Below are 19416 nucleotides of genomic sequence, written 5' to 3'. Positions count from 1 at the left end.
CACTCAGAGCAATATTTCCTGATGATTGTGATTGTTTTAGTCTTGTGTGTGTATATTCAGCGAATGCACCAGACATAAACGCATAGATGATCAGAAACACTGTAATCATGCTGCCCTCTGCTTTTTCAGTTCGCGGGTTTTACGGCGATAAGTAGCCGCAATCTCTTCAAGCTCTTCTCGTGAGTAGTGTTTCGCCTCGTGTGGACCTTCCAACCATTCCACCAGCTCAAGACCAAACCATTCGATCAGCGTTGCTCTGTAGCGTTCGTGTACAGTTTTGTTTTTAGCGGTAAAGCGACCAGCGCCACCGTTGCAGGCTTTGCACTGGCGGTAGGCGTTCTTTTCTTCAAAACGTAGTTCAGGACGTGATCCAACGCTGAGGAAGTGACCACAGTCCCACTGCCCACCGAAAATCATCGGGGGGTGATATGTTCCGCAAGACGGGCAAGGTTTACCCTCATCACGTTCGCGAATGAAAGCGTTAAACGCCGTTTGGGCCTTACTGACAAAGTACCCACGAGGCTGGAGTGCCTTCTTGCGAATCTTCAGGCTTACCTTTCTCTCTGCTTCCGCCTTCCTGGCCTTCAGCGTACGGTTGTAGTCAATCGCACAGCGAGGGCAGCATACTTTCTGCAGGTTACGATCAGGGGTGAAAGTCTTTCCGCACTGAGCGCATACCTTGGGTTTGTACACCTTTAGCTTTTGTCTGGCTGGATTCTTCACTGCTTCGCCCCCCTGTGGAATACCCATTCGAATACTTCGGAGCCATTTAGCAGTAGATCGTTGAAGTCACCCTGCGCAGGCCAGCGGACGGATACAGTCTCCAGATCGTTATTCGCATGCAGGTTGGCAGCAGCACATTCAAATGCGGCAGCATGCCCGGCACCGTTAGGGTCAGCATCAGCAAAGATAATCAGGTTCTTTACCCCGGCAGGTACGCGGAACTTCTTCATGAACGCAGTGTTCATCGTTGCCCAGGTATTGCACTTGGTGATTTGATGGCAGGCAAGTGCAGTTTCGATACCTTCAGCAATACCCAGTGTGGAGGATGTGGGGAACATGCGGATGGCGACAGATTTGGCAAACTCCAGATAACTATCCTCCTGCAGCTTCATCATCTTCTTGGCTGAACCTTCTATTTTCGCTTTCTTGTCCCCGTCAAGCAGAGTACGGTGCAGGTAGCAAAGCTCGCCTTTATCGTCCGTTGCCAGCGCGTAAATAGCCTGGAGGTTTTTACCATCTACCGGCTGTTTGTCACAGAATCTGACGCTTTCGGTTGGAAGGGAATTAAGCCCTCGCCCCTTCAGGTAACTGTCTGCACTGGTCCCACGCAGCGGGATGAGCTTTGCAAATTTACGGCTTACCTTCTCACGCTGCTGCGCCAGAGATGTGCGTACCGGGTTTACACTGGTGCGATCTGAGGTGTATTCATTGCCGATCAGCCTGTCTATCTCAGAAGCCAGAACCTTAAATTCTTTCCATGTTTTTGCTGTCAGCAGCGCCCAGCCATCACCTGAACCACACACGCAGATGTATGACCCGGTACCGTTTTTATTGTCACACCGGAATTTCCCCTTACGACCACACAGAGGACATTCCCCTTTAAGATGGTTTTTCCCGGTAATTCCAGGAAGGCCGTAGTGTTTGTATATCTCAGCCCAGCGACCAATTGCGGCTTGTTTGGTATTCATGCGGCTTCCCCTTGTTTCTCTTTACGCTTCGCGAAGGCGATCAGTTTTGATTTGATGAAATTCGTCACTTCAGGTGTGATTTGCTGCGGGGTGTGATGTAACCCACGAGGCCAGACGCCGAATTTTTGGCGATAGGTATGCGCACACCATCCGTCACTGACAGGGCGTCCCTGCGCTGCGCGGGTGCGCTGATAGAAAAGAATTTGTGACCACCATGATTGCTTCTGCTCAGTGGTGTACTTAACTTCCGCTTTGCTGACTTTTGTCAGTCCACGGGATTTGTCTGTTTCAACGTCTTCCCCGGCCAGCGGTTTAAAACCACATTTCGGACAGATATAAATTCCGGCAGGTTTCACGTAATGGCACTGGCTGCACTCTTTCGGCAGTTTCTCCGGTTCGTCGGTCTTGGTAACGCGCTGCGGCGCTTCTTCCATGCCATCAGACGACGAAGGGAGATAGTCGTATTCAATGTCATCGGGGTAACCCAACTTGTTGACTGTGCCGCTGTGGTCGAAGATGAGGCAGTGATCTTTGCCAGGGGCCGCACGTAATCCACGCCCGAGCGTCTGAATCCAGCGAATTTCACTTTTAGTCGGTCGGGCAAAGATGATGCAGCGAACATCACTGTCGAACCCGGCTACCAGTACACCAACGTTGATGATGATTTTGGTAATGCCCTGCTCGAAGCGACGAATAGTCAACTGACGTTCATCATGGGGTGTGCTTGCCGTCATGACTTCAACGGTCACCCCGGCGCGGGAAAACTCCATCGTGACGTAGTTCGCATGGGCCACATCAACGCAGAAACAGATTGTTGGGCGATCCTGCCCGTTCTCCAGCCAGTTTTTCACTATGTCGCCAACCAGTTTGGCTTCACTCATAACCTTACTGAGCTGGCCTTCCTTGTAGTCGCTGCCATAACCTGCAACGTACGACGTTTCCACCTCAGAGAGATCGGGGTGTGATGGCGCGTAAAATTCGTATTTGCTCAGTGCGCCAATCGCGATCAGTTCCTTCATCGTTGTTGGCTTAATCAGGCGCTGGTAGTAATTGCCCAGGAACTTCGCGAAAGGTGTACCGGAAAGACCGATCACTTTCGTGGCGGTGTTGCGCGTCAGGTTGTCGATGACCTCCAGCAGCTTTTTGCGCTTCAGGTGGGCTTCATCGACGATCAGCAGGTCGATGTTATCCGGGAACTCACGGCGAATGAGTGTATCGGCGCTGGCAATCTGAATAAGCGCTGTCGGGTTATATGACGGGTGATCACGCCAGACATAACTGATCTCTTCGCCAGGAAGACCATATTCCATGAATCGGGTGGCGGTCTGGTCAAGCAGTACCGTATACGGGGCCACGAACATTACGCGCATTTCGCGGCTGACAAAGCCATCAGTGATCAGCGCGGCAATAGCCGTTTTGCCAAAACCAACCGGAGCATAGAGCATGAACGAATTATTCTGCTTCCATGCGCCGCGCAACATGTTGAGTGCGACGATCTGTTTCTCGCGAGGCTGGATGTTAAGCATTGGTTGATACCTCCCCGAATGCTTTAGCAACCAGATCGGCAATGACAAACTTTTCGCGCTGACGCTGAACGGACAACGTAACCGTTTTGGTGCCGTCTTTACGCATGCGGCCTTTGAGAAAACCGCCGTGAATGTGACGAATAAAATATTCAGAGTTAGCCAGACGTGGAATGCTGCGAACACGGCCAAGATTGCTGACTTCATAAGCTTTTGAATAAAGCTCAACTGGAACCGGAGCCCATTTTTCGTTAGCGTCTGAATAAATCATTTTATCTCCTTTTGGATGGCTAAACGTCTGAACTTCCAGTCGACGTTTTTAACCCCATACAGTGATCTATCTGTTAGATCGTTCTCTTCTGGTAAAGCTGTTCCAGCCCTTCGGGCTAAAACCCAACACCGCCCCCTTTCCCCCAACCCGGTTTCAAAAATTCATACCCTGGGTGGGAGCGAGGTATATCCCCTGACCGCTGGGGTATATCTCGTGCAAAACTCTCGCAATCGGCGGTTTGCCGTTCGTCGTGCTGCGTTCTGCTGCCGGAAAGACACCGGTTCTGCGTCGAACGCCTCCTGGTACGCCTGCGCATACGCCATCGCGATTTTTTCCCGCATACCAGCCGGGAGTGTTGCTAACTGCTGTTTAATCCACGGGGCGTCCTCACGAGAAAAAACCGTGGGCATGGTCACGTGAAAATATTCGTTTTGGTGCATTAGCCCTCCGGCGCGATTAGCGCATTGGGCAATACCTAATCAGTCCGCATCGTCATCCAGCTCTGGAATGCAATAGACGCGAGAAATCAGGTTTAGAAATGTCATCAGCGTCACCCTGAACTCGTAGGCTATGTCGTTCAGGCTGGTCCACTCGTTCTTATCAACCACTCCATCGTCGATGTAGTGTCGGTACGCATTTACCAAGTCACCCAAATGACCCACCAGCTCAGCAAGTTTTAATCCGATCTCCTGGTTCTCTGTTTCTGGTGCTGCGCCAGGGATATGAATCCCGTTATCTGTTTGACGTGAGAACGCATCAGCTACATAGCTCACACCTGCAGCCTTTTGCAGCACCATCGCCCACCCCATAGGGAAGATTTGATCACCACCAGCGCGTAAGCGGTTAAAAAGGGCGTCTTGTGATGTATCAATGATTTCAGCCGCCTCAGCGTAGCCACCAGGCAATGCAGCAATAGTTTTTCTGATTGCTGCCACCAGCCATGCTGGTTGACGCTCTACTTTCCACTCAGGTTCGTTACCCACGGTTAACCTCTTGATTCTGTGGTTATGCTTCAGCAACTGACGTTGTAACCTGAGGCTTGTTGTCAGGTAGTCCATCGCTTGGGTTTGGATAAATGTCAGGTCTTAACTGATGAGGGGTTACCAGCCATCCACCAAACTCACAGAGCTGCAATACGCGCTCAGATGGCACCTGGTTGTTGATGATCCAGTTGGCAACAGATTGCGTAGATTTGAACCCAAAACTACGCGCTACTTCTGATAGCGACCGTCCAGCAGCCTTGATGGCAGCTTCGGTTGGTGAAATTGACATGAGTAACTCCTCTAGTTGATAGATGAATAATACTACCTAAAGTAGAAAAGGCAACAACTTAAAATAGAAATGACGAATAACGATGGATTGCGTAATCTTCTACCTATGGTAGAAGAACAAAAACACCCAGATTTTGCCAAAAGACTGAATGACCTGATGACTGATAGAAATGTATCTGTCATGGATCTAACCAGGCTAACTGGCGTTACATACGAGATGGTTCGTCGATACACTATCGGCGCGGCAAAACCTCGCGTGGCAGTTATGCAAAAATTAGCCCATGCCCTGGGTACGGATGCGCCATACCTTGAATATGGGGTTGGTGAAAAAACCAAAGAGAAGAGAGAGGAAAGCGCCAGTCTATCGATTGATCGCAACACTTATCGTGTAGAGGTTCTCGACCTTACTGTGAGTGCTGGTCCCGGATGTTTTATGATCTCTGAGTTTGTTGAGGTTCTACACGCCATTGAGTTCACAACCGAGCACGCTCGTTCACTTTTTGGAAATCGTTCTCAGGAAGATGTAAAAGTGATGACAGTCGATGGCGACAGCATGTGCCCAACTATACAGTCTGGAGACAGGTTGTTTTTTGATGTTTCGGTAAGAAACTTCAAGGTAGATGGTGTTTATGCGTTCGTATTCGGACAGCACTTCCATGTGAAGCGTTTGCAGATGCAGGGTTTGCAGCTGGCGGTGTTATCAGATAACCCTGCGTATAAAGATTGGTATGTGACAGAAGAGACACAGGATCAGCTGTATATCATGGGCAAAGCGTTGATCCACGAGTCGATAGCTTATAACAAGCTTTGAGTCAGCAGCACGCAACCTGGCTACAGGAAGCATGGGTAAATTAAATAATGAGCCAATTAGATAAATCACGTGCAACTCTTGGCGAAGATACGTACCTTGCGGACGCACGTCTTATGGATCCAGCCAACCATAAAGGTAAAATTGCGTTCATTTACCCCGCCAAAAGGCAGCATGATGGATTTCCTTCCCCAGCACTTAACTTTGTTGCACTGGATGGGCGTGTTGGCCTGGTAATAGGTACGGCTTTCGCTGACTTAAATCAGGGGAGCGCATATATGATACGCATGAACCTTAGCTCTCCTACCGGTGAAGAAGTCATAACAACGCATAACATGGACGGAATCCCACCCGCTCATATTCATCCAGAGTACGGAACTACGTTTTTGTCGGCTGACATGTTCTTTGAAGTAAAAGAATACGGAACCTACAGTTTTGCATGTGAGCTTTGGGAAATGATGACAACTAAAGTGGATGAAAAAGTCATTTATTTTAACATTCACATGGTTGATGACGATGCCTCAAAATAAAATTCATTTGGCTTTTAGTGCTGGACCGGAATCATTTGTGCGCGATGGACAAAATAAACCTGATGATGCATTATTTAATCATGGTGATGGCGGTAGTGGCGGTGGAAGCATGGATAATCGGGTTACTCGACTTGAAACAGTCTATGAGCAACAGCAAAAAACCTTGATGGAAATCAGGGATGACCTCCGCAGCATGCGTAACGACGTGATCAGTTTTGAGCGAAGCTCAAGGGGTGATTCAAAAGAACTTGAGCGCAGACTTATTGATAGAATGGACGAAAATCACAAGTGGGTTATGGGGCTGATAATTTCATCAATTATCGTCCCGCTACTTGTGGCGCTTCTAACAAAATAACCTGGCCACCGCGCCGGGTTTTTACTGCCCCTTCCTCACGAACTCCGCCGCATCCCTCAAAACCCCCTTGTGAATCATATTGCCCACGGTTTTTCGCTTCGCTTCCAGTCTCTCGACAATGGCATCGCGTTCTATCGCCAGCCCACCGATTATCAACTCAACAACCGCCCCACCAATCTCACCAGCTATGAAAGCCGCCCGATCCTCCAGTAATTCATCTCGCCCCATATCCATTCTTAGACTCATACAAGCCCCCTTTCTGTTGGTTTTTTAAACATACCACGACACCAGGATGGAAATAAATTAAATTTTAAATCAGTAACATAGTATAAATTTGTTTATTTTCTACTTTTTGTTGTTGTATTTTTCTACTTTAAGTAGGAATATATTTCTACCAACAGCGAACAGGCAGGACGCCCACGAAGTAGCCGCCGGTGGCGTATGAATGACCGGATGATTCGCAAGCAATGCGTAAAACCAGCAACTACAGGACAACATTATGGAACTCATTAAGTGTGCATTCTGCGGAAAGACTAAGGGCGAGGTGCCTTTAATGATTCACCACGCAGTAAGAAACGCTGCGATCTGCTCTGACTGCACCTCTGCATGCATGGAAGTCGTAAACAAAAAACTGGTTGTGCCGGTGATGCCTGATGAATTGCAGAAAGCTAAGGCTATTTTCGAAAAAGAGTCAGGGAAAGAGGCCACTGCTGAAGAGAAAGATGAAGTAACAACCACCGTTCGTGGCGTGGATGTGCAAAAGGATGGGGCTCATTACGGTGAAGAAACTGCCGTTAAAGTCCCGCCATATCGACTCTCAGAGAAAAACGTTTACGAGATGTGGACAAGAGTCAAAAAGCAGGCCGAAGACGCGCTTCAGTTCTTATTCGTTACTTCAGAGGTCGAAGCACACAAAGACAACGACCCTTTATCGAAGTGGATAGTGGTGGTTTACGAGGACCAGGTTTGCTTCGAGCGGTTTGGAGACGGCATAACGCTAGAAGGATATGCCCCAGTACCACCAGCAAAAGCCGCAGTATACGCCGCCGCTATTGTGAATGGTCTTGAACCACCAAAATATCTTCGTCCGTGCGATAAACCGACTGACTGAATTCAATCTGGAGCATGTTCGGACCTCGGGGCTTAACCCGGCTAAAGTCCAGCCCGCTAAACGAGACGCGAGTTTCTTCTGGGTAACCTTTTAGCTGCTTAAGAAGTGTTCCCAAATCAATAGTGTGGCTTTCAATAATTTCTTTAGAAGGCATTCAGATTTCCTCTCTGTTTGTGGTGAACAGAGGATACCACCGCCGCCTGAGGTGGGAAAACAATCAGGCGTCAGACCTGAGTCAGTTTGCGAGCTGGCTAAGTTCTGAAATACCGCTCTTTAACAATTTGAACACTTACAGCGTCAATGACCTGTTTAGACCCCTACACGTAAACGTGGCGTAGCACCAGGCGCGATCCGGTTGGTGTGAGGTTATCCCCGCGCGAGAGCGAGAACGGCGTGAGAACGGGCAACACTGATGGGTAGTTGGCGCTGATTTCAACTGAGAGGAGTAATGATTATGAAGCAGTAAAGCGGATAGACCGCATCTTGATGCCTTATCTGGCAGCGTGACGACGGCGTTAACACGGTCGGGTTCCCACGGCGGCGTAGTGAGGGAAAGGAAGCGTGAAGCATCACTGAGTAACCGGTTAGCGCCCGGTTAACGCATAAGTAGCTTCAAAGATGACTGGGAAACCGGCGCAGGCCACTGCGAAAGTGTGGCGAAGTACTTTGTAGTGCGGTGAATTGCAGCTGCTCCGACAGCAACCGGAAGATAAGCACCCGGCACTGCACTACAAAGTATTTCAACAAACTCGCGGCAATATGCCGCTGATTAATGAGGGTGAACCATGTCAGCATGCTTTGCTGTAGTCCTGAACGGAAACACTGAAGTTAAATATTTCCCCTTCCATGATTCACGTAGCGCGGAAAATGCTGAAGCGATGGCTGATCAGTGGCGCTATGACGCGATTGACACTATTGGCTCGGAAGAAAGTAGCCGTTTCCACCTGCGCGTAGTTCGCCCAAAGATCGTTTTTCAGCTTCCATCCGGAGCAGTGGTGGAATGTGACCTCGATGATGTAGACATCAACCCGCCAGTCTGCGCCGATCTGGATTATCACCTTTGCGCATTCGGGTTCAATCGCGGTCTTGCCCATTGCGGTAACTGGGACTTGGACAGTGCTGAAATTATTGATTACATCGCATAACAGTTTCTTTTGGTGGCTATCTGGTCTTCTACCAACCTACAGGAGGAAGAAGATAATGTTCTGACAGATAGCCGCCCTTTTTATTCAATGTGTCCGCTTCCGGTGTCGGCTGGGACTCCCTACCCAGCGCGGGTTCAACTCCTGCCGGATACCTAATCATATGGTGACTTATATGACCTTCCGTAACGTTAATTTTTACTACGGCGACCTGATGCGCGTCACTCGTGGTGTGCAGGCTGTTCGTAATCCAAAAACAATCGCTAATTTCTGGCGGCGTAGCTGGTTATGCAGGTTACTCACTCAGAAAGGCGATCCTCGTTTATAACTGGAGATAACTATGTCAGAAACAAAGAACACCACACCATTCAGCCAGCAACTGGCTTATATCAATAAAGGCACTCTGGATGCAGAGCTAACCGAAGCGCTGGCCGAAGTGATTAAAGCAGTCCGTGAGACTGGCAAGAAAGGTGCGGTTACGCTGACGCTCAATTGCGCCATGCTGAATACCCGTGACGAAAACACCATGAAGGTAACGCCAAAGGTCTCCCGTACCATTCCTGAACTTGACCGCGCCGATACCATCATGTTCGCAACCGCCGATGGCGATCTACTGCGTGACGATCCTGCGCAGACACAGCTTGATTTAAAGGTTATCGAACCTGCACCACAAACAGCACCTATCAAGCTGGCCCAGTAATCCCCTCCAAACAAACCATTCCAATCTGATAAGGAAATATTCAATGTCTCAAATTGAAGGCTCTGCCGTACTCGACATCCGTGATCTGGTCTCTGCAACTCTGAAGACCTGGACGGACATTCCATCAGTTGTTGTACCTGATGGATTTGAAGTCAAATCTCTTGAATCTCTGCAACTGGCTCCGTCGCGCATTCGTCAGAGCGCTAACCTGATTTCTCCGGGTTCTCTGATCGCTTACATCCAGCGATTCCGTGATGAACGTACTGTAGTTTTTGCGGATAAAACCAAAACACGCATTGTCGCCGTGCTGGATTTCCACCAGAACGCAGACAATCCGAGCTGGGCTGCACACAAAGCTGTTTATGACTGCCCGTTCTCCGACGAATGGAAATCATGGACTGCCAACGATGGCAGCAAAATGGACCAGATCAACTTCGCTGAATTCCTGGAAAACAATATTCAGAATGTTGCGCCGGTTAGTGATTCATACCAGGGCCCGTCCGGTACTGAACTACTCGAAATGGTTCTGGCATTCCAGGAGACTCGCAAATCTGAGTTTAAGTCTGTTAAACGCCTTTCTGATGGTACCTGCCAGTTCCAGTTCAGCGATGAAAAATCAGGTTCTGGTAATACCAAAATGCCGGAAAAAATCAGCCTGGCAATTTCACCATTCCACAACGGCTCTCCTTACCAGGTCGATGCACGTATCCGCTACCGCCTGCGTGATGGTCAACTGGTCCTCTGGTATGAGCTGATCGAACCGAAGAAAGTTGTTGAGCACGCATTCCAGGAAATCGTCACCGATATGGAAAGCCAACTCGGCGAAGACCTGCCTATCTACGAAGGCTCTGTTTAATCCCACCGTGTGTTGTTTTATGCGCCTGCCCTGCGGGCGCATAGCAAAGCACTCTCCCACTACATGAAGGAGTAACCATGCCCAGTTTAGGCCAGCTCTATAATGATAAAGACGCCGGGTTAACTACCCGCAAAACCTACAATGTTCCGCTGGATAAAATTTACGCCGAAGAAGGCTACAACGTTCGTGAACTCAATCGGGCGCATGTTGAAGAATTCCGCGATGCGTTTATTGCCGGTGAATATATCCCGCCGCTGGCCGTAGAAGTTACCGAGCGTGGCGTGAAGGTTATCGACGGCCATCACCGCTATCATGGTGCGCTGGCTGCTATCGAAATGGGCCACGACATCGTGCGCCTGGAATGCAAAGATTTCGTCGGTAGTGAAGCCGACAAGATCGCCTTCATGGTAACCAGCTCGCAAGGATTGGCGCTTACTCCTCTTGAACGTGGCGCGGCATATCATCGCCTTCAAAATCAGGGCTGGAGTCCTTCAGAAATAGCGGCAAAAGTTAAACGTTCTGAGTCCGATATTCTGCAACACCTTCAACTTCACGAATGTACTCCATATATCAAAAAACTCGTTCGTGATGGTTCCATGAATTATGCCATCGCCATCGGTATCTCCCGCGAGCATGGTGTGTATGCCGATCGCGAAGCTTCACGTCTGATGAAGAAAGCAGAAGCGGCAGGAAAGAAAAAAATAACCAAGAGCATCGCCAATCCCCAATTTAATGCCGGAAAAGCAAGAAAGTTTCTTGAGCTTATTTCTTCATGTGCTGAGGACTCTGGCGAAACGTTGACCATTGAAGTGCCACCAGCAATGCAGGCTGAAATAATCTCAATTCTTCGCGAATTTCGTCACGAGGCTGATGGGGTGACCTCATGAAAAAAGTTTCTGAACTGGTGATGTGGACCCTGCTCTTTTCTTCTCTTACCGGAATTGGTTTAACCGCGGGGTTCTATTGTTTCATCGCCACGGCACGACTTATAGCGAGGGTTATTTCATGAATATCGAATACCAGGATAAGGGTGCTGCGGCAAACATCATCATCACCAGTACCGTTTTTGAGTTTCGTCGTCATGTTCGCGTCGTTGATACGGTGCTGATGTGTACGCAGGGTGTTATTGCCGAGCGTTGCGGCTTCTTCCTGATGAAGACTGTGATCTCAGGTCGCTCTAAAGAAATGCTTCGAGCCAATAAGACGGCGAGGCGGGAGGCGGCGCGATGACGGTTTTTGAATACATCCAGGCTCATCCAAACACCACCAGCGGTGGCGTCGCCAGAGGGCTGAATAAGAAGACACCCGCTGTATCAGGCGCAATATCCCAGCTTTATACCACTGGTCGCGTTGTGAAATCAGGGATGTGCAACGGTGTCCCTACTTACCGCGTTAACGATCTCCCTTATGGGTGTGGTAACGCAATGCTAATTCAATTCAATCAACTACTGATGGAGTGTCGCCGTGAAGCAGTCTGATTTACCAAGATGCCCTACGTGCGGAAATATGCCCGAGTACTCGCTGAAACCCAATCATCTTGGCTGGGTTTGGGGTGGTATCAGATGCCCGTATGACCATTACAGCGTGAAGCTCAACGGACCTGCCAGTAGCCGCGAAAAAGCAGAAAATACACTGGCACCGAAGTGGATTGAGTTAGTCGAAAAAGTTACCAAGGAGGCAGCCCAATGACAGCACTCAACAAACAGGCGCTGCGTGAAGCGGCGCAGGAAGAAATCATGCTCCGCTCTGTCAGTGACACCTCTGACGCTTGGCAGGATGAGGCAAGCCCGGAAGCTGTTCTGGCGCTGCTGGATGAGCTGGAAGCCGCAGAGAAGCGCATATCAGAACTGGAGGCGCGCGCATTCAATCCCGCAATTCTGGACGTAGTAGCCGAGCGCCAGCGGCAGGTCAGCGCAGAAGGCTGGACGCCAGCGCATGATGACCAGCACCGAAACAATGATATGGCGTTCGCGGCAGCCTGCTACGCATTTCACGCCGCCGCCGCGTCATGGGATTTGGAAGATGGTGGCGTTCCTTATGACAGCCATCCGGTGCCGAAAAACTGGCCGTGGGAACCAGACTGGTGGAAGCCAACCGATCCACGCCGAGACCTGGTAAAAGCTGGTGCGTTAATCATTGCTGAAATCGAACGTATTGACCGCGCCGCTGGCATTGGCGTGAAGGGGGAGTGAGATGGCTGATACAACCGCAGAGTGGAGTTTGTCACTTGACACCCAGTGTCCGCAGTGTAAACACGTTTTTGATTTACGGCATGAGCTTTCTGAATGCTGCTCGTCTATCCAGATTTGCGAAACGGACACCGTATCAACTCGTGATTATGAAACGGCATGCCCGGAATGTGGGCATGAATTTACGTGCGACTTCGTGTACTGAGGACTAACCCATGACAACTAACAACCACACGGCGCACGGTCCTGTATCACTCGAGCGCCTGCACCAGATACGCGAAACACTCAGCAAAGCAGCAGCACAAAGCGACGGCGGTAATCTCGGCTACGCAATGGCTGATGCTGTGAAGGTGATTGATGGGGTGTTGGCATCGATTGCCCGCGAGCAGGTACGCCGTGAGCATGCAGTATGGTCACAGGCTACTTTCGGTAATGTCGGCCCAGTCGGTCCGCTAAAGCACTTATCCAAAGAAGCGATCGAGGCCGCTGCTGAACCTGGCGACCTTAGCGAATGGGCTGACATGCAATTCCTGTTATGGGATGCGCAACGTCGTGCCGGTATCAGTGATGAGCAGATTACCCTAGCGATGGTAGAGAAGTTGGCGGTTAACAAACAGCGCGAATGGCCTGAGCCGAAAGATGGTGAGCCGCGTTTGCACATTAAATCTGATCATCAGCCAGAGACAGAACGAAAAAAGTAGAGCGCTGCGATACCTGTACTGAAGGCGCTCGCGGCGGATGTGGAACATGTATTTTTAACGGTAATTTTTGATGAGGTGCTCATGACTACTACCGATTTTATGGAAGAACAGGAAGTATTTAACCTGCTTGGAAAAAAGAAAACCGCGGTATGGCGTTTACGTAAAGACCATGGTTTCCCTATGCCTGTTTTGACATATCCAACACGCTACAGTCGTAAGGCCGTAACGCGTTGGTTAGAAGATGGGGGAATTAATAAATCTAGCTAAGTTAGTAAAGTTCACATCAACTAGGTGTTTTTTTGATCTTCAAGCATTTTTTGCAACTCTGGGTTGTCGTTCGCTTGAGTTGCTCTGTGTGAATTGTACTCTTCAAGAGTTTCATTACGTTCTTTTAATTTTTGAGTGTAGGTATTGCTTATAATATCGTGGCGATCTTGTAACACCTGTTCAAGTTGCTTACAGAAATCGGCAATCTTCTCTTTAGAGATAATGTCTTTATACTTTTCAATATTTTTTCTAAGGAGTTTTTCTTTTCTTTTATTAATACTTAATAATTGTCTATTTACACTGCCTAGTGACCATTTGAACCCAAGCGTTTTAATCCAATGAGACAAAAACATTGCCAAGCATGGGAGTGCAAGTAATATCCATGACTTAAGCGATGATAAATCTGAATCTATAAACGATAAATGACCATCCCAAGATGCTACAACTAAGGTAACAGCCCCAGTCAAGCCACTAGCAACAGCATTCGAAATAAGAGGTACTTTTTCGTAACTTTCAGGTGTTGATTTTTCAGTCACCTGCACCTCCTTTGACTGCTTTTCCGTCACGGATTGCAGCCATAGCTACTTCATAGAACTCATCATCAGTTGAAACATCAACAAACTGTTCATGGCTAACACCCTCATCATCAACGTATTCTAACAACAACCTATGCTGTGGAGTGCACATGTAGCGTATACGATCAAAGAGAATCTTGAAGGCCCAGTATAGCACGGGGAGGACGCTGAAAAAGGCCAGCCAGAAAGCAAAAGCTGTCATGATCCCCCCCTAATTTAACTTGGTTATAAAAGTTCGTTCACTCTATCAACTATGTAGGTTTTGTCCAGAGAATTCAAGTTTTCCCGAACAAGCAGGTCAACGTAGTAAACATCGCTAAAAATCCTTGATTCTCGGCCTGTACGAACCCGTTGCAAGAAGTCTTCATCTTCTATTGTAACTGTTACAGTTTCGTCTTCATAATTCGCGCGCCATCCGGTATTTTTGTCCTTGTGAATAGTAAGGAAGGTAATTGGTACATCGTCGAATTTTTGTTCAGAATATGACTGTTCCACAGGAACTCTGCGATATCTAAACGGCTCAGCTTCTTTTTCGTTAACTACCACAAAGTCCTTACCTTGAGAGTTAGAAATTTTGAATGTTTCATACCCCTCTTTTTGTAATGGGTTGTGTATTATTTTAGATAACGCCTTCCGTATACTAGGTGATGACAGTAATGGCCTAAAGTACGACGGAGCGACAATCTCTTGCCCATCTTCAAGAATAATTTTGCAATCGCCATCTGCTGTTAAAGCTATTTTTTGAATTTGCCGCCCACTAATAGAACGGATTATTTCAATTAAAGTACTTCCAGCTGCGACTACGCCAGTTCCTCCTATTCCTATGATGCTTAAAATATCTAAATATTGTGTTGGGTTTTGTATTACATCAATTAAATATTCAAATGACCCTTCGCGAAATGGCTCAACATCAACATTGAGGTTCTCACTGGTACCATTGACAATTAAGTTGACCTCTTTAAGTAAATTATTTAATCCGTTAAGAGATTCAGTTAAAACATCAAGGTCTATCTTATGATTCTTTAGAGCTTCACCATCATATTTAACTACCAACTTATCAACTACTTCGCCTTCATCCGTTACATTTCTTTTATTTTTCATAATAACAATTCCTATTTAAGAAATAAATATGACTTCTGTTGACTCTAAACATTTTCGTTCTAAAAATATACACTAACATACAGCTAAAAAATTAACATATTTGCTTAATATGCCAGAAGATTTTGTCTGCATACAACTCATATGCCTCTTTCTGCTCCACCAGCCAATCGTGTTTGTTATAAACCGCCATCACCCCTCCCAGTTCATGCCCCAGCATCTTTTCGGTGACATGGGGCATAACCCCTTCTCCTGACAAATTGGTTACCAACGACCGCCTGAAGTCGTGCGTTCGCCATTCTGGTATATCAATTTTATCCCTTAACTTTTTCATGTAGAGATTTGCTGACGAACGATCTATGGCCTTGTCCAGTTCCTGCCCGGGGATGAGAACATCGTTACCTGAATTAAGCAGCCTTTCCACGAATGGCTTTACTTGGTCGAAAACAGGCCTGCGAATCACATTTCCCATCTTGGAGTGCTCTGATGGAGTTGTCCAAATCAAATCATCCATATTGAACTCGCTGGCGGTAGCAAGGCGAAGTTCCGACAACCTTGCCCCCCAAAGCAACAGAAGCTGATGAAGTACCTTGTTAGAGGTAACGATCTTGTTGTTTTCCAGCGCTAACCATATTTTTGCCAACTCGGTATAGGTGAGAACCCGGCTACCAACATCAGGTTTCTTTCCTATGTTCTTAACACTGAGCTTCAAGACTTCGCATGAAGCGATCAACTGTCGGCTTATACACCAGTTCATTACAGATCGGAGCTGGAGAAGCAGCACTCTGGCCTTTTTTCCGTTTTTCTTTTCCTGCTTGTCGAAGAACCTTACCCAGGCTGAAACAGGAATATTTACAACCGGTGCATCCGGGAATTCTGTGTACATGGTGTTGTACACAACAGACTTGTACAACGTTTGCGTATTTGGTTTCAGCGTTTCAACATACTTGCTCCACCACTGATCCAGACACTCTTTAAGTGTTAGCTCACCATCTTCTTTAGCAAAATAATTTTTAGGGTTTAGTCCCTTGAGGTACAATTCGCGCATCTCACCCACGATGACACGAGCATCTTTCAGAGACATTGCCGGATAGCGCCCTATAGTAAGGCGCACTGGCTTACCGTTCCAACGGTAGCGATGTTGAAACGTAATCGTTCCTGTCGGGGTTATGCGTACACTTAGACCGTCACCATCTGTCACTTCGGGTGCGCCGTTGTAGGGCTTAGCATTGATGCTGCGAAGTTTGGTATCACTGAGGGCCACGGCTCTGTATCCTGTACACACTGAATTTCAGCATTCTGTACTCAATCTGTACGCAATGGCAAGTGAACGAAGTGATTTTCTAAGCGGAAGAATGAGAAAGGATAGGAAATAAAAGGAATGAAATGCTTGATGATACGGGGAATGATAGGATAACATGCGACTCAAGCTGAATGCTTGAAAATCAGTTAGATATATGTCCCCTTAGTTAAATGGATATAACGAGCCCCTCCTAAGGGCTAGTTGCAGGTTCGATTCCTGCAGGGGACACCATCCCGCCGTACACCAACGTCTACCATCGTCCACAAATCCCCTGCAACCATCTAAAAACAAAGATATTTTCCTCTCTTGACGTCCATTACCGTCTATTGAAATCAAGTAAGTCTATGGGGCATAATTTGGGGCATTGTTGGTTCGATTGTATATGTGCCCCCAATATGACCAGAAACACCCTCAACAAATTGACAGATCGTCAGTGCAAAACAGCCAAGCCACGAGACAAAGCTTATAAGCTGTCTGATGGCGGTGGTCTTTATCTTGAATTATCCCAGACCGGTTCGAAGTATTGGCGTATGAAGTATCGCCGCCCATCAGACAAGAAAGAAGACAGACTTGCTTTTGGGGTATATCCAACCATCAGCTTACAAGACGCCAGAGAAAAACGAGACGACGCCAGGAAGCTGCTATCCAGAGGAATAGATCCCAAAGCCGAACAAAGAGCAGCAAAGGCAGAAGAAAAAGGCGCATTCACTTTTGAGACGATAGGACGTCAATGGGTTGAAAGCCACCAGATGTGGAACGAAGACCACCGAAAACGCGTACTTAGAAGCCTTGAAATGTATATTTTCCCTCACATTGGCACTTCGGATATTCGCAAACTGGAGGCGATGACAATTTTACCTTTGTTTAAGAAGGTAGATGACGCTGGGAAACACGATACAGCCAACCGACTTAAACAACGAGTTAAGGACATCATACATAGCGCCCGTCTGAGGGGTATTAAGACAGAAATCATCACGAATGATCTCGATGTCCGGTTAATGCAATATGAAACTAAGCATCATGCCGCACTGCATCCCAGAGATTTACCAGACTTTTTCACTCGATTGAGCAGCTTTAAAGGTAATCCTCTTACCCGCCTTGCCATTGAGCTAACCATGTTGACCTTTGTTCGTTCAAGCGAGTTAAGGTTTGCCCGTTGGAAAGAGTTTGACCTTGATCGGGCTGAGTGGATTATCCCTAAAAAACGAGAGCCTATCGATGGTGTGAGGTTTTCCACCCGTGGCACAAAGACGGGAAAAGACGAACATATCGTGCTTCTTAGCCGTCAGGCTGTTTCTATTGTCGAGCAGTTGAGAGAACTAAGCGGAAGCTACGATGTTGTGTTTCCGAATGAAAGAAACACAAAAGGCGTGATGAGTGAAAACACGGTAAACAAGGCATTACGCTTAATGGGCTATAACACGCAAGAGGACGTAACTGGACATGGATTCCGTGCCACAGCCTGTAGTTCCCTGATGGAGTCCGGTTTGTGGCAGGAGGACGCAGTAGAGCGCCAGATGAGCCACAAAGAATATAAAGACGTTAAAAGAGCCTACAAGCACAAGGCTGATTACTTAGAAGAACGCAAACTAATGCTTCAATGGTGGGCAGATTATCTGGACGCCAATCGAGAAATACATATAAGCCCTTACGAGTTCGGAAGGAGAACACGCCGTGACTAAGATGACAGGACTAGATGCGTTTTATAACGAGTCAGAAGATAAAATCTGGTTTGGTAATCTGATCAGCGAACTGGCAAGGCTAAACAATGAAAATGAAAGAATGATAGCTGCCGCTATCTTAAGTAACTACAGATTCAGCAAGGCTAAACCAGATACTTTAGGGGGGCTGGGCTTTTATCAGTTCGATTGGGTATCAGGTTTTACAACTAATGAAGACTTTGAAAAGCAGTGTGTGGAGTTTTTAGGTCTTCTGGCTATGGGGCATGAATACAGGGAGAGCCCGATACCGGGGGAAGAAGGGACTTTCAACGTTAGGAAAGGAGAAAACTTTTTATATCACGATGATGAGGATGATTGGTATGGGTCTTACGATTCGTTTTATTTCAGGCGCTCCGAGTTGGTGAACTTCTTCCCCGAACTGGAAGATGACAACATTGATGAACCGATAGCAGAGGAAACAGAAAGTGGGTCGCTCCACAGTGACTGGCGCGGCAAAAACACCGCCTGGAAAATGATTGCTGGGCTGGCGATTGCTTTATATGAATCCAGCGAGGACGTTAGAAAGAATGGAAAGCTCAACCAATCCGCGGTGTGCGAGAAAGCAGCAAATAACATCGCAAAGTACAGTGAAGAATACAATGATGCTGGCATGACCATGGATAATCTAAGAACGCTTCTAAAAAAGACTTTGCAGCGGCACGCACCCAATTTTTTGGGAAAGATAACAAAGTAAGATAATGATGTTCCCAAATTGGCTGGAGAGACGAAAACAAACGCCCAATTTGGGACAATTCGTTTCCCGAAAACTTTTTCTCCAAATTCACAGAAAACTTAAAAAAACAATGATTTACTATCTCACATAGTCAAGAAACGTATTACGAGGTAGATATGAAAAAGTCGCTGATTCGGCTATCTGAGGTTTTGAAACGCACAGGTTATAACAAGGCATGGGTATATGCCCTGATGAGTCGTGGACAATTTCCCCAATCAGTCAAGATTGGTGCTCGCGCAATAGCTTTTATTGAAAGCGAGATCGATGACTGGATCGATCAACGTATAGCCGAATCGCGTAGCAACTAAAGAACAGAAACAAACAGGATACAAACAATACGTTATTAGGTATTAAGAATGCAGTTGAACCCCACCAATCAAAAACTGAACGTAACCCATGTTGATTTTGAAACCTTCGCGGAACTGATTAGATCAGTGCCACAAAAGGTAAGCACCAGCACCTGGGTTTATGATGTGAAATCCACCAGCGGTGGAAAAGCTATCGGCATTGCCTCTGGCGATACTTACTTAGTAATCGATCTGATTTAATCGCACAAAATTTGTAGAGTAAT

The 19416-nt window shown here is 47.4% G+C and carries 28 protein-coding genes, 1 tRNA gene and 1 pseudogene; 19 read left to right on the top strand and 11 right to left on the bottom strand.

From position 1 onward, the window contains the following. Nucleotides 1–105 precede the first annotated feature (105 nt). From HV037_RS07965 to HV037_RS07940, 6 genes are all read right to left on the bottom strand, one after another. On the bottom strand, nucleotides 106–750 hold the full coding sequence (locus tag HV037_RS07965; RefSeq protein WP_181624261.1) for a recombination protein NinG: 645 nt from the start codon (nucleotides 748–750) through the stop codon (nucleotides 106–108). Continuing rightward, nucleotides 720–1691, bottom strand: a complete 972-nt coding sequence (locus HV037_RS07960) for a toprim domain-containing protein (protein WP_181624260.1) — start codon at nucleotides 1689–1691, stop codon at nucleotides 720–722. Before HV037_RS07960 ends, HV037_RS07965 begins: the two co-directional genes overlap by 31 nt. Continuing rightward, the gene (locus HV037_RS07955) at nucleotides 1688–3217 is read right to left on the bottom strand and encodes a DEAD/DEAH box helicase (RefSeq protein ID WP_181624259.1); all 1530 of its coding nucleotides are present in this window, start codon (nucleotides 3215–3217) and stop codon (nucleotides 1688–1690) included. Before HV037_RS07955 ends, HV037_RS07960 begins: the two co-directional genes overlap by 4 nt. Beyond that, nucleotides 3210–3485: an NUMOD4 domain-containing protein gene (locus HV037_RS07950; RefSeq protein ID WP_086550258.1), complete on the bottom strand. Its 276-nt coding sequence runs from the start codon at nucleotides 3483–3485 to the stop codon at nucleotides 3210–3212. The genes HV037_RS07955 and HV037_RS07950 overlap by 8 nt, the downstream gene beginning before the upstream one ends. A 479-nt stretch (nucleotides 3486–3964) precedes the next feature. After that, nucleotides 3965–4468, bottom strand: coding sequence for a YmfL family putative regulatory protein (locus HV037_RS07945; RefSeq protein WP_181624258.1), 504 nt, complete (start codon nucleotides 4466–4468; stop codon nucleotides 3965–3967). A gap of 22 nt (nucleotides 4469–4490) precedes the next feature. Continuing rightward, complete coding sequence (locus tag HV037_RS07940) at nucleotides 4491–4757, bottom strand: YdaS family helix-turn-helix protein (protein WP_181624257.1); 267 nt, start codon at nucleotides 4755–4757, stop codon at nucleotides 4491–4493. A gap of 105 nt (nucleotides 4758–4862) precedes the next feature. Between HV037_RS07940 and HV037_RS07935 the strand changes: the two genes are divergently transcribed. Genes HV037_RS07935 through HV037_RS24540 form a run of 3 tightly spaced genes read left to right on the top strand, consistent with a single transcriptional unit; the run spans nucleotide 4863 to nucleotide 6449 of the window. After that, nucleotides 4863–5567 (top strand): S24 family peptidase, encoded by a 705-nt coding sequence (locus tag HV037_RS07935; protein WP_181624278.1) that lies wholly within the window; start codon nucleotides 4863–4865, stop codon nucleotides 5565–5567. Nucleotides 5568–5614: 47 nt separating this feature from the next. Further along, on the top strand, nucleotides 5615–6094 hold the full coding sequence (locus tag HV037_RS07930) for a hypothetical protein (RefSeq protein WP_181624256.1): 480 nt from the start codon (nucleotides 5615–5617) through the stop codon (nucleotides 6092–6094). Next, nucleotides 6081–6449: a hypothetical protein gene (locus HV037_RS24540; RefSeq protein ID WP_181624280.1), complete on the top strand. Its 369-nt coding sequence runs from the start codon at nucleotides 6081–6083 to the stop codon at nucleotides 6447–6449. Before HV037_RS07930 ends, HV037_RS24540 begins: the two co-directional genes overlap by 14 nt. A gap of 21 nt (nucleotides 6450–6470) precedes the next feature. Here HV037_RS24540 and HV037_RS07920 read toward each other — a convergent pair whose 3' ends face one another. Next, complete coding sequence (locus tag HV037_RS07920) at nucleotides 6471–6695, bottom strand: hypothetical protein (protein ID WP_249414966.1); 225 nt, start codon at nucleotides 6693–6695, stop codon at nucleotides 6471–6473. Between the two features lie 253 nt (nucleotides 6696–6948). On the opposite strand from HV037_RS07920, the gene HV037_RS07915 reads away from it, so the two are divergent. From HV037_RS07915 to HV037_RS07865, 11 genes and pseudogenes are all read left to right on the top strand, one after another. Further along, nucleotides 6949–7560, top strand: coding sequence for a ClpX C4-type zinc finger protein (locus HV037_RS07915; RefSeq protein WP_181624255.1), 612 nt, complete (start codon nucleotides 6949–6951; stop codon nucleotides 7558–7560). A gap of 785 nt (nucleotides 7561–8345) precedes the next feature. Beyond that, nucleotides 8346–8705: a hypothetical protein gene (locus tag HV037_RS07910; protein ID WP_103284073.1), complete on the top strand. Its 360-nt coding sequence runs from the start codon at nucleotides 8346–8348 to the stop codon at nucleotides 8703–8705. Between the two features lie 172 nt (nucleotides 8706–8877). Further along, nucleotides 8878–9030: a hypothetical protein gene (locus tag HV037_RS07905; RefSeq protein ID WP_162875782.1), complete on the top strand. Its 153-nt coding sequence runs from the start codon at nucleotides 8878–8880 to the stop codon at nucleotides 9028–9030. 12 nt (nucleotides 9031–9042) lie between these two features. Beyond that, nucleotides 9043–9402 (top strand): hypothetical protein, encoded by a 360-nt coding sequence (locus tag HV037_RS07900; RefSeq protein WP_096846331.1) that lies wholly within the window; start codon nucleotides 9043–9045, stop codon nucleotides 9400–9402. 43 nt (nucleotides 9403–9445) lie between these two features. Continuing rightward, nucleotides 9446–10258 carry a DUF2303 family protein gene (locus tag HV037_RS07895; protein ID WP_181624254.1) on the top strand — a complete coding sequence of 271 codons (813 nt, stop codon included), beginning with the start codon at nucleotides 9446–9448 and terminating at the stop codon, nucleotides 10256–10258. A 77-nt stretch (nucleotides 10259–10335) separates the two neighbouring features. Continuing rightward, on the top strand, nucleotides 10336–11145 hold the full coding sequence (locus HV037_RS07890; protein ID WP_181624253.1) for a DNA-binding protein: 810 nt from the start codon (nucleotides 10336–10338) through the stop codon (nucleotides 11143–11145). Nucleotides 11146–11263: 118 nt separating this feature from the next. After that, nucleotides 11264–11488, top strand: a complete 225-nt coding sequence (locus HV037_RS07885) for a hypothetical protein (protein ID WP_088731857.1) — start codon at nucleotides 11264–11266, stop codon at nucleotides 11486–11488. After that, nucleotides 11485–11736, top strand: a complete 252-nt coding sequence (locus tag HV037_RS07880) for a hypothetical protein (protein WP_115643041.1) — start codon at nucleotides 11485–11487, stop codon at nucleotides 11734–11736. Before HV037_RS07885 ends, HV037_RS07880 begins: the two co-directional genes overlap by 4 nt. A 207-nt stretch (nucleotides 11737–11943) precedes the next feature. Further along, nucleotides 11944–12450 (top strand): ead/Ea22-like family protein, encoded by a 507-nt coding sequence (locus HV037_RS07875; RefSeq protein WP_129610042.1) that lies wholly within the window; start codon nucleotides 11944–11946, stop codon nucleotides 12448–12450. Nucleotides 12451–12827: 377 nt separating this feature from the next. Then, a pseudogene (locus tag HV037_RS24535) lies at nucleotides 12828–13112 on the top strand (DUF550 domain-containing protein); the annotation flags it as partial. 117 nt (nucleotides 13113–13229) lie between these two features. Further along, nucleotides 13230–13415 (top strand): hypothetical protein, encoded by a 186-nt coding sequence (locus HV037_RS07865; protein ID WP_061353926.1) that lies wholly within the window; start codon nucleotides 13230–13232, stop codon nucleotides 13413–13415. A gap of 20 nt (nucleotides 13416–13435) precedes the next feature. Here HV037_RS07865 and HV037_RS07860 read toward each other — a convergent pair whose 3' ends face one another. The 4 genes from HV037_RS07860 to HV037_RS07845 form a co-directional block, all read right to left on the bottom strand. Beyond that, nucleotides 13436–13951, bottom strand: coding sequence for a hypothetical protein (locus HV037_RS07860; protein ID WP_249414965.1), 516 nt, complete (start codon nucleotides 13949–13951; stop codon nucleotides 13436–13438). Beyond that, nucleotides 13944–14192: a hypothetical protein gene (locus HV037_RS07855; RefSeq protein WP_061353891.1), complete on the bottom strand. Its 249-nt coding sequence runs from the start codon at nucleotides 14190–14192 to the stop codon at nucleotides 13944–13946. The genes HV037_RS07860 and HV037_RS07855 overlap by 8 nt, the downstream gene beginning before the upstream one ends. 23 nt (nucleotides 14193–14215) lie before the next feature. Further along, nucleotides 14216–15091 (bottom strand): hypothetical protein, encoded by an 876-nt coding sequence (locus HV037_RS07850; RefSeq protein ID WP_181500216.1) that lies wholly within the window; start codon nucleotides 15089–15091, stop codon nucleotides 14216–14218. A gap of 91 nt (nucleotides 15092–15182) precedes the next feature. Then, nucleotides 15183–16352, bottom strand: a complete 1170-nt coding sequence (locus tag HV037_RS07845; protein ID WP_181624251.1) for an integrase family protein — start codon at nucleotides 16350–16352, stop codon at nucleotides 15183–15185. A gap of 195 nt (nucleotides 16353–16547) precedes the next feature. Between HV037_RS07845 and HV037_RS07840 the strand changes: the two genes are divergently transcribed. From HV037_RS07840 to HV037_RS07820, 5 genes are all read left to right on the top strand, one after another. Continuing rightward, a tRNA-Arg gene (locus HV037_RS07840) sits at nucleotides 16548–16622 on the top strand. Between the two features lie 113 nt (nucleotides 16623–16735). Then, a complete protein-coding gene (locus HV037_RS07835) occupies nucleotides 16736–18073 on the top strand; it encodes an integrase arm-type DNA-binding domain-containing protein (protein WP_077260487.1) in 1338 nt (445 codons plus the stop codon). Next, nucleotides 18066–18806, top strand: a complete 741-nt coding sequence (locus tag HV037_RS07830) for a hypothetical protein (protein ID WP_103284077.1) — start codon at nucleotides 18066–18068, stop codon at nucleotides 18804–18806. The genes HV037_RS07835 and HV037_RS07830 overlap by 8 nt, the downstream gene beginning before the upstream one ends. A gap of 155 nt (nucleotides 18807–18961) precedes the next feature. After that, nucleotides 18962–19153, top strand: coding sequence for an AlpA family transcriptional regulator (locus HV037_RS07825; protein ID WP_181500214.1), 192 nt, complete (start codon nucleotides 18962–18964; stop codon nucleotides 19151–19153). A gap of 48 nt (nucleotides 19154–19201) precedes the next feature. After that, complete coding sequence (locus tag HV037_RS07820; RefSeq protein WP_048337196.1) at nucleotides 19202–19393, top strand: hypothetical protein; 192 nt, start codon at nucleotides 19202–19204, stop codon at nucleotides 19391–19393. Nucleotides 19394–19416: the final 23 nt, after the last annotated feature.

Origin of the sequence: Citrobacter sp. RHBSTW-00017 (assembly GCF_013797615.1) — a bacterium.
Classification (GTDB): domain Bacteria; phylum Pseudomonadota; class Gammaproteobacteria; order Enterobacterales; family Enterobacteriaceae; genus Citrobacter; species Citrobacter braakii.
Note: the sequence above shows the minus strand (reverse complement) of the source record. Positions and strands in the feature narration are given on the sequence as shown.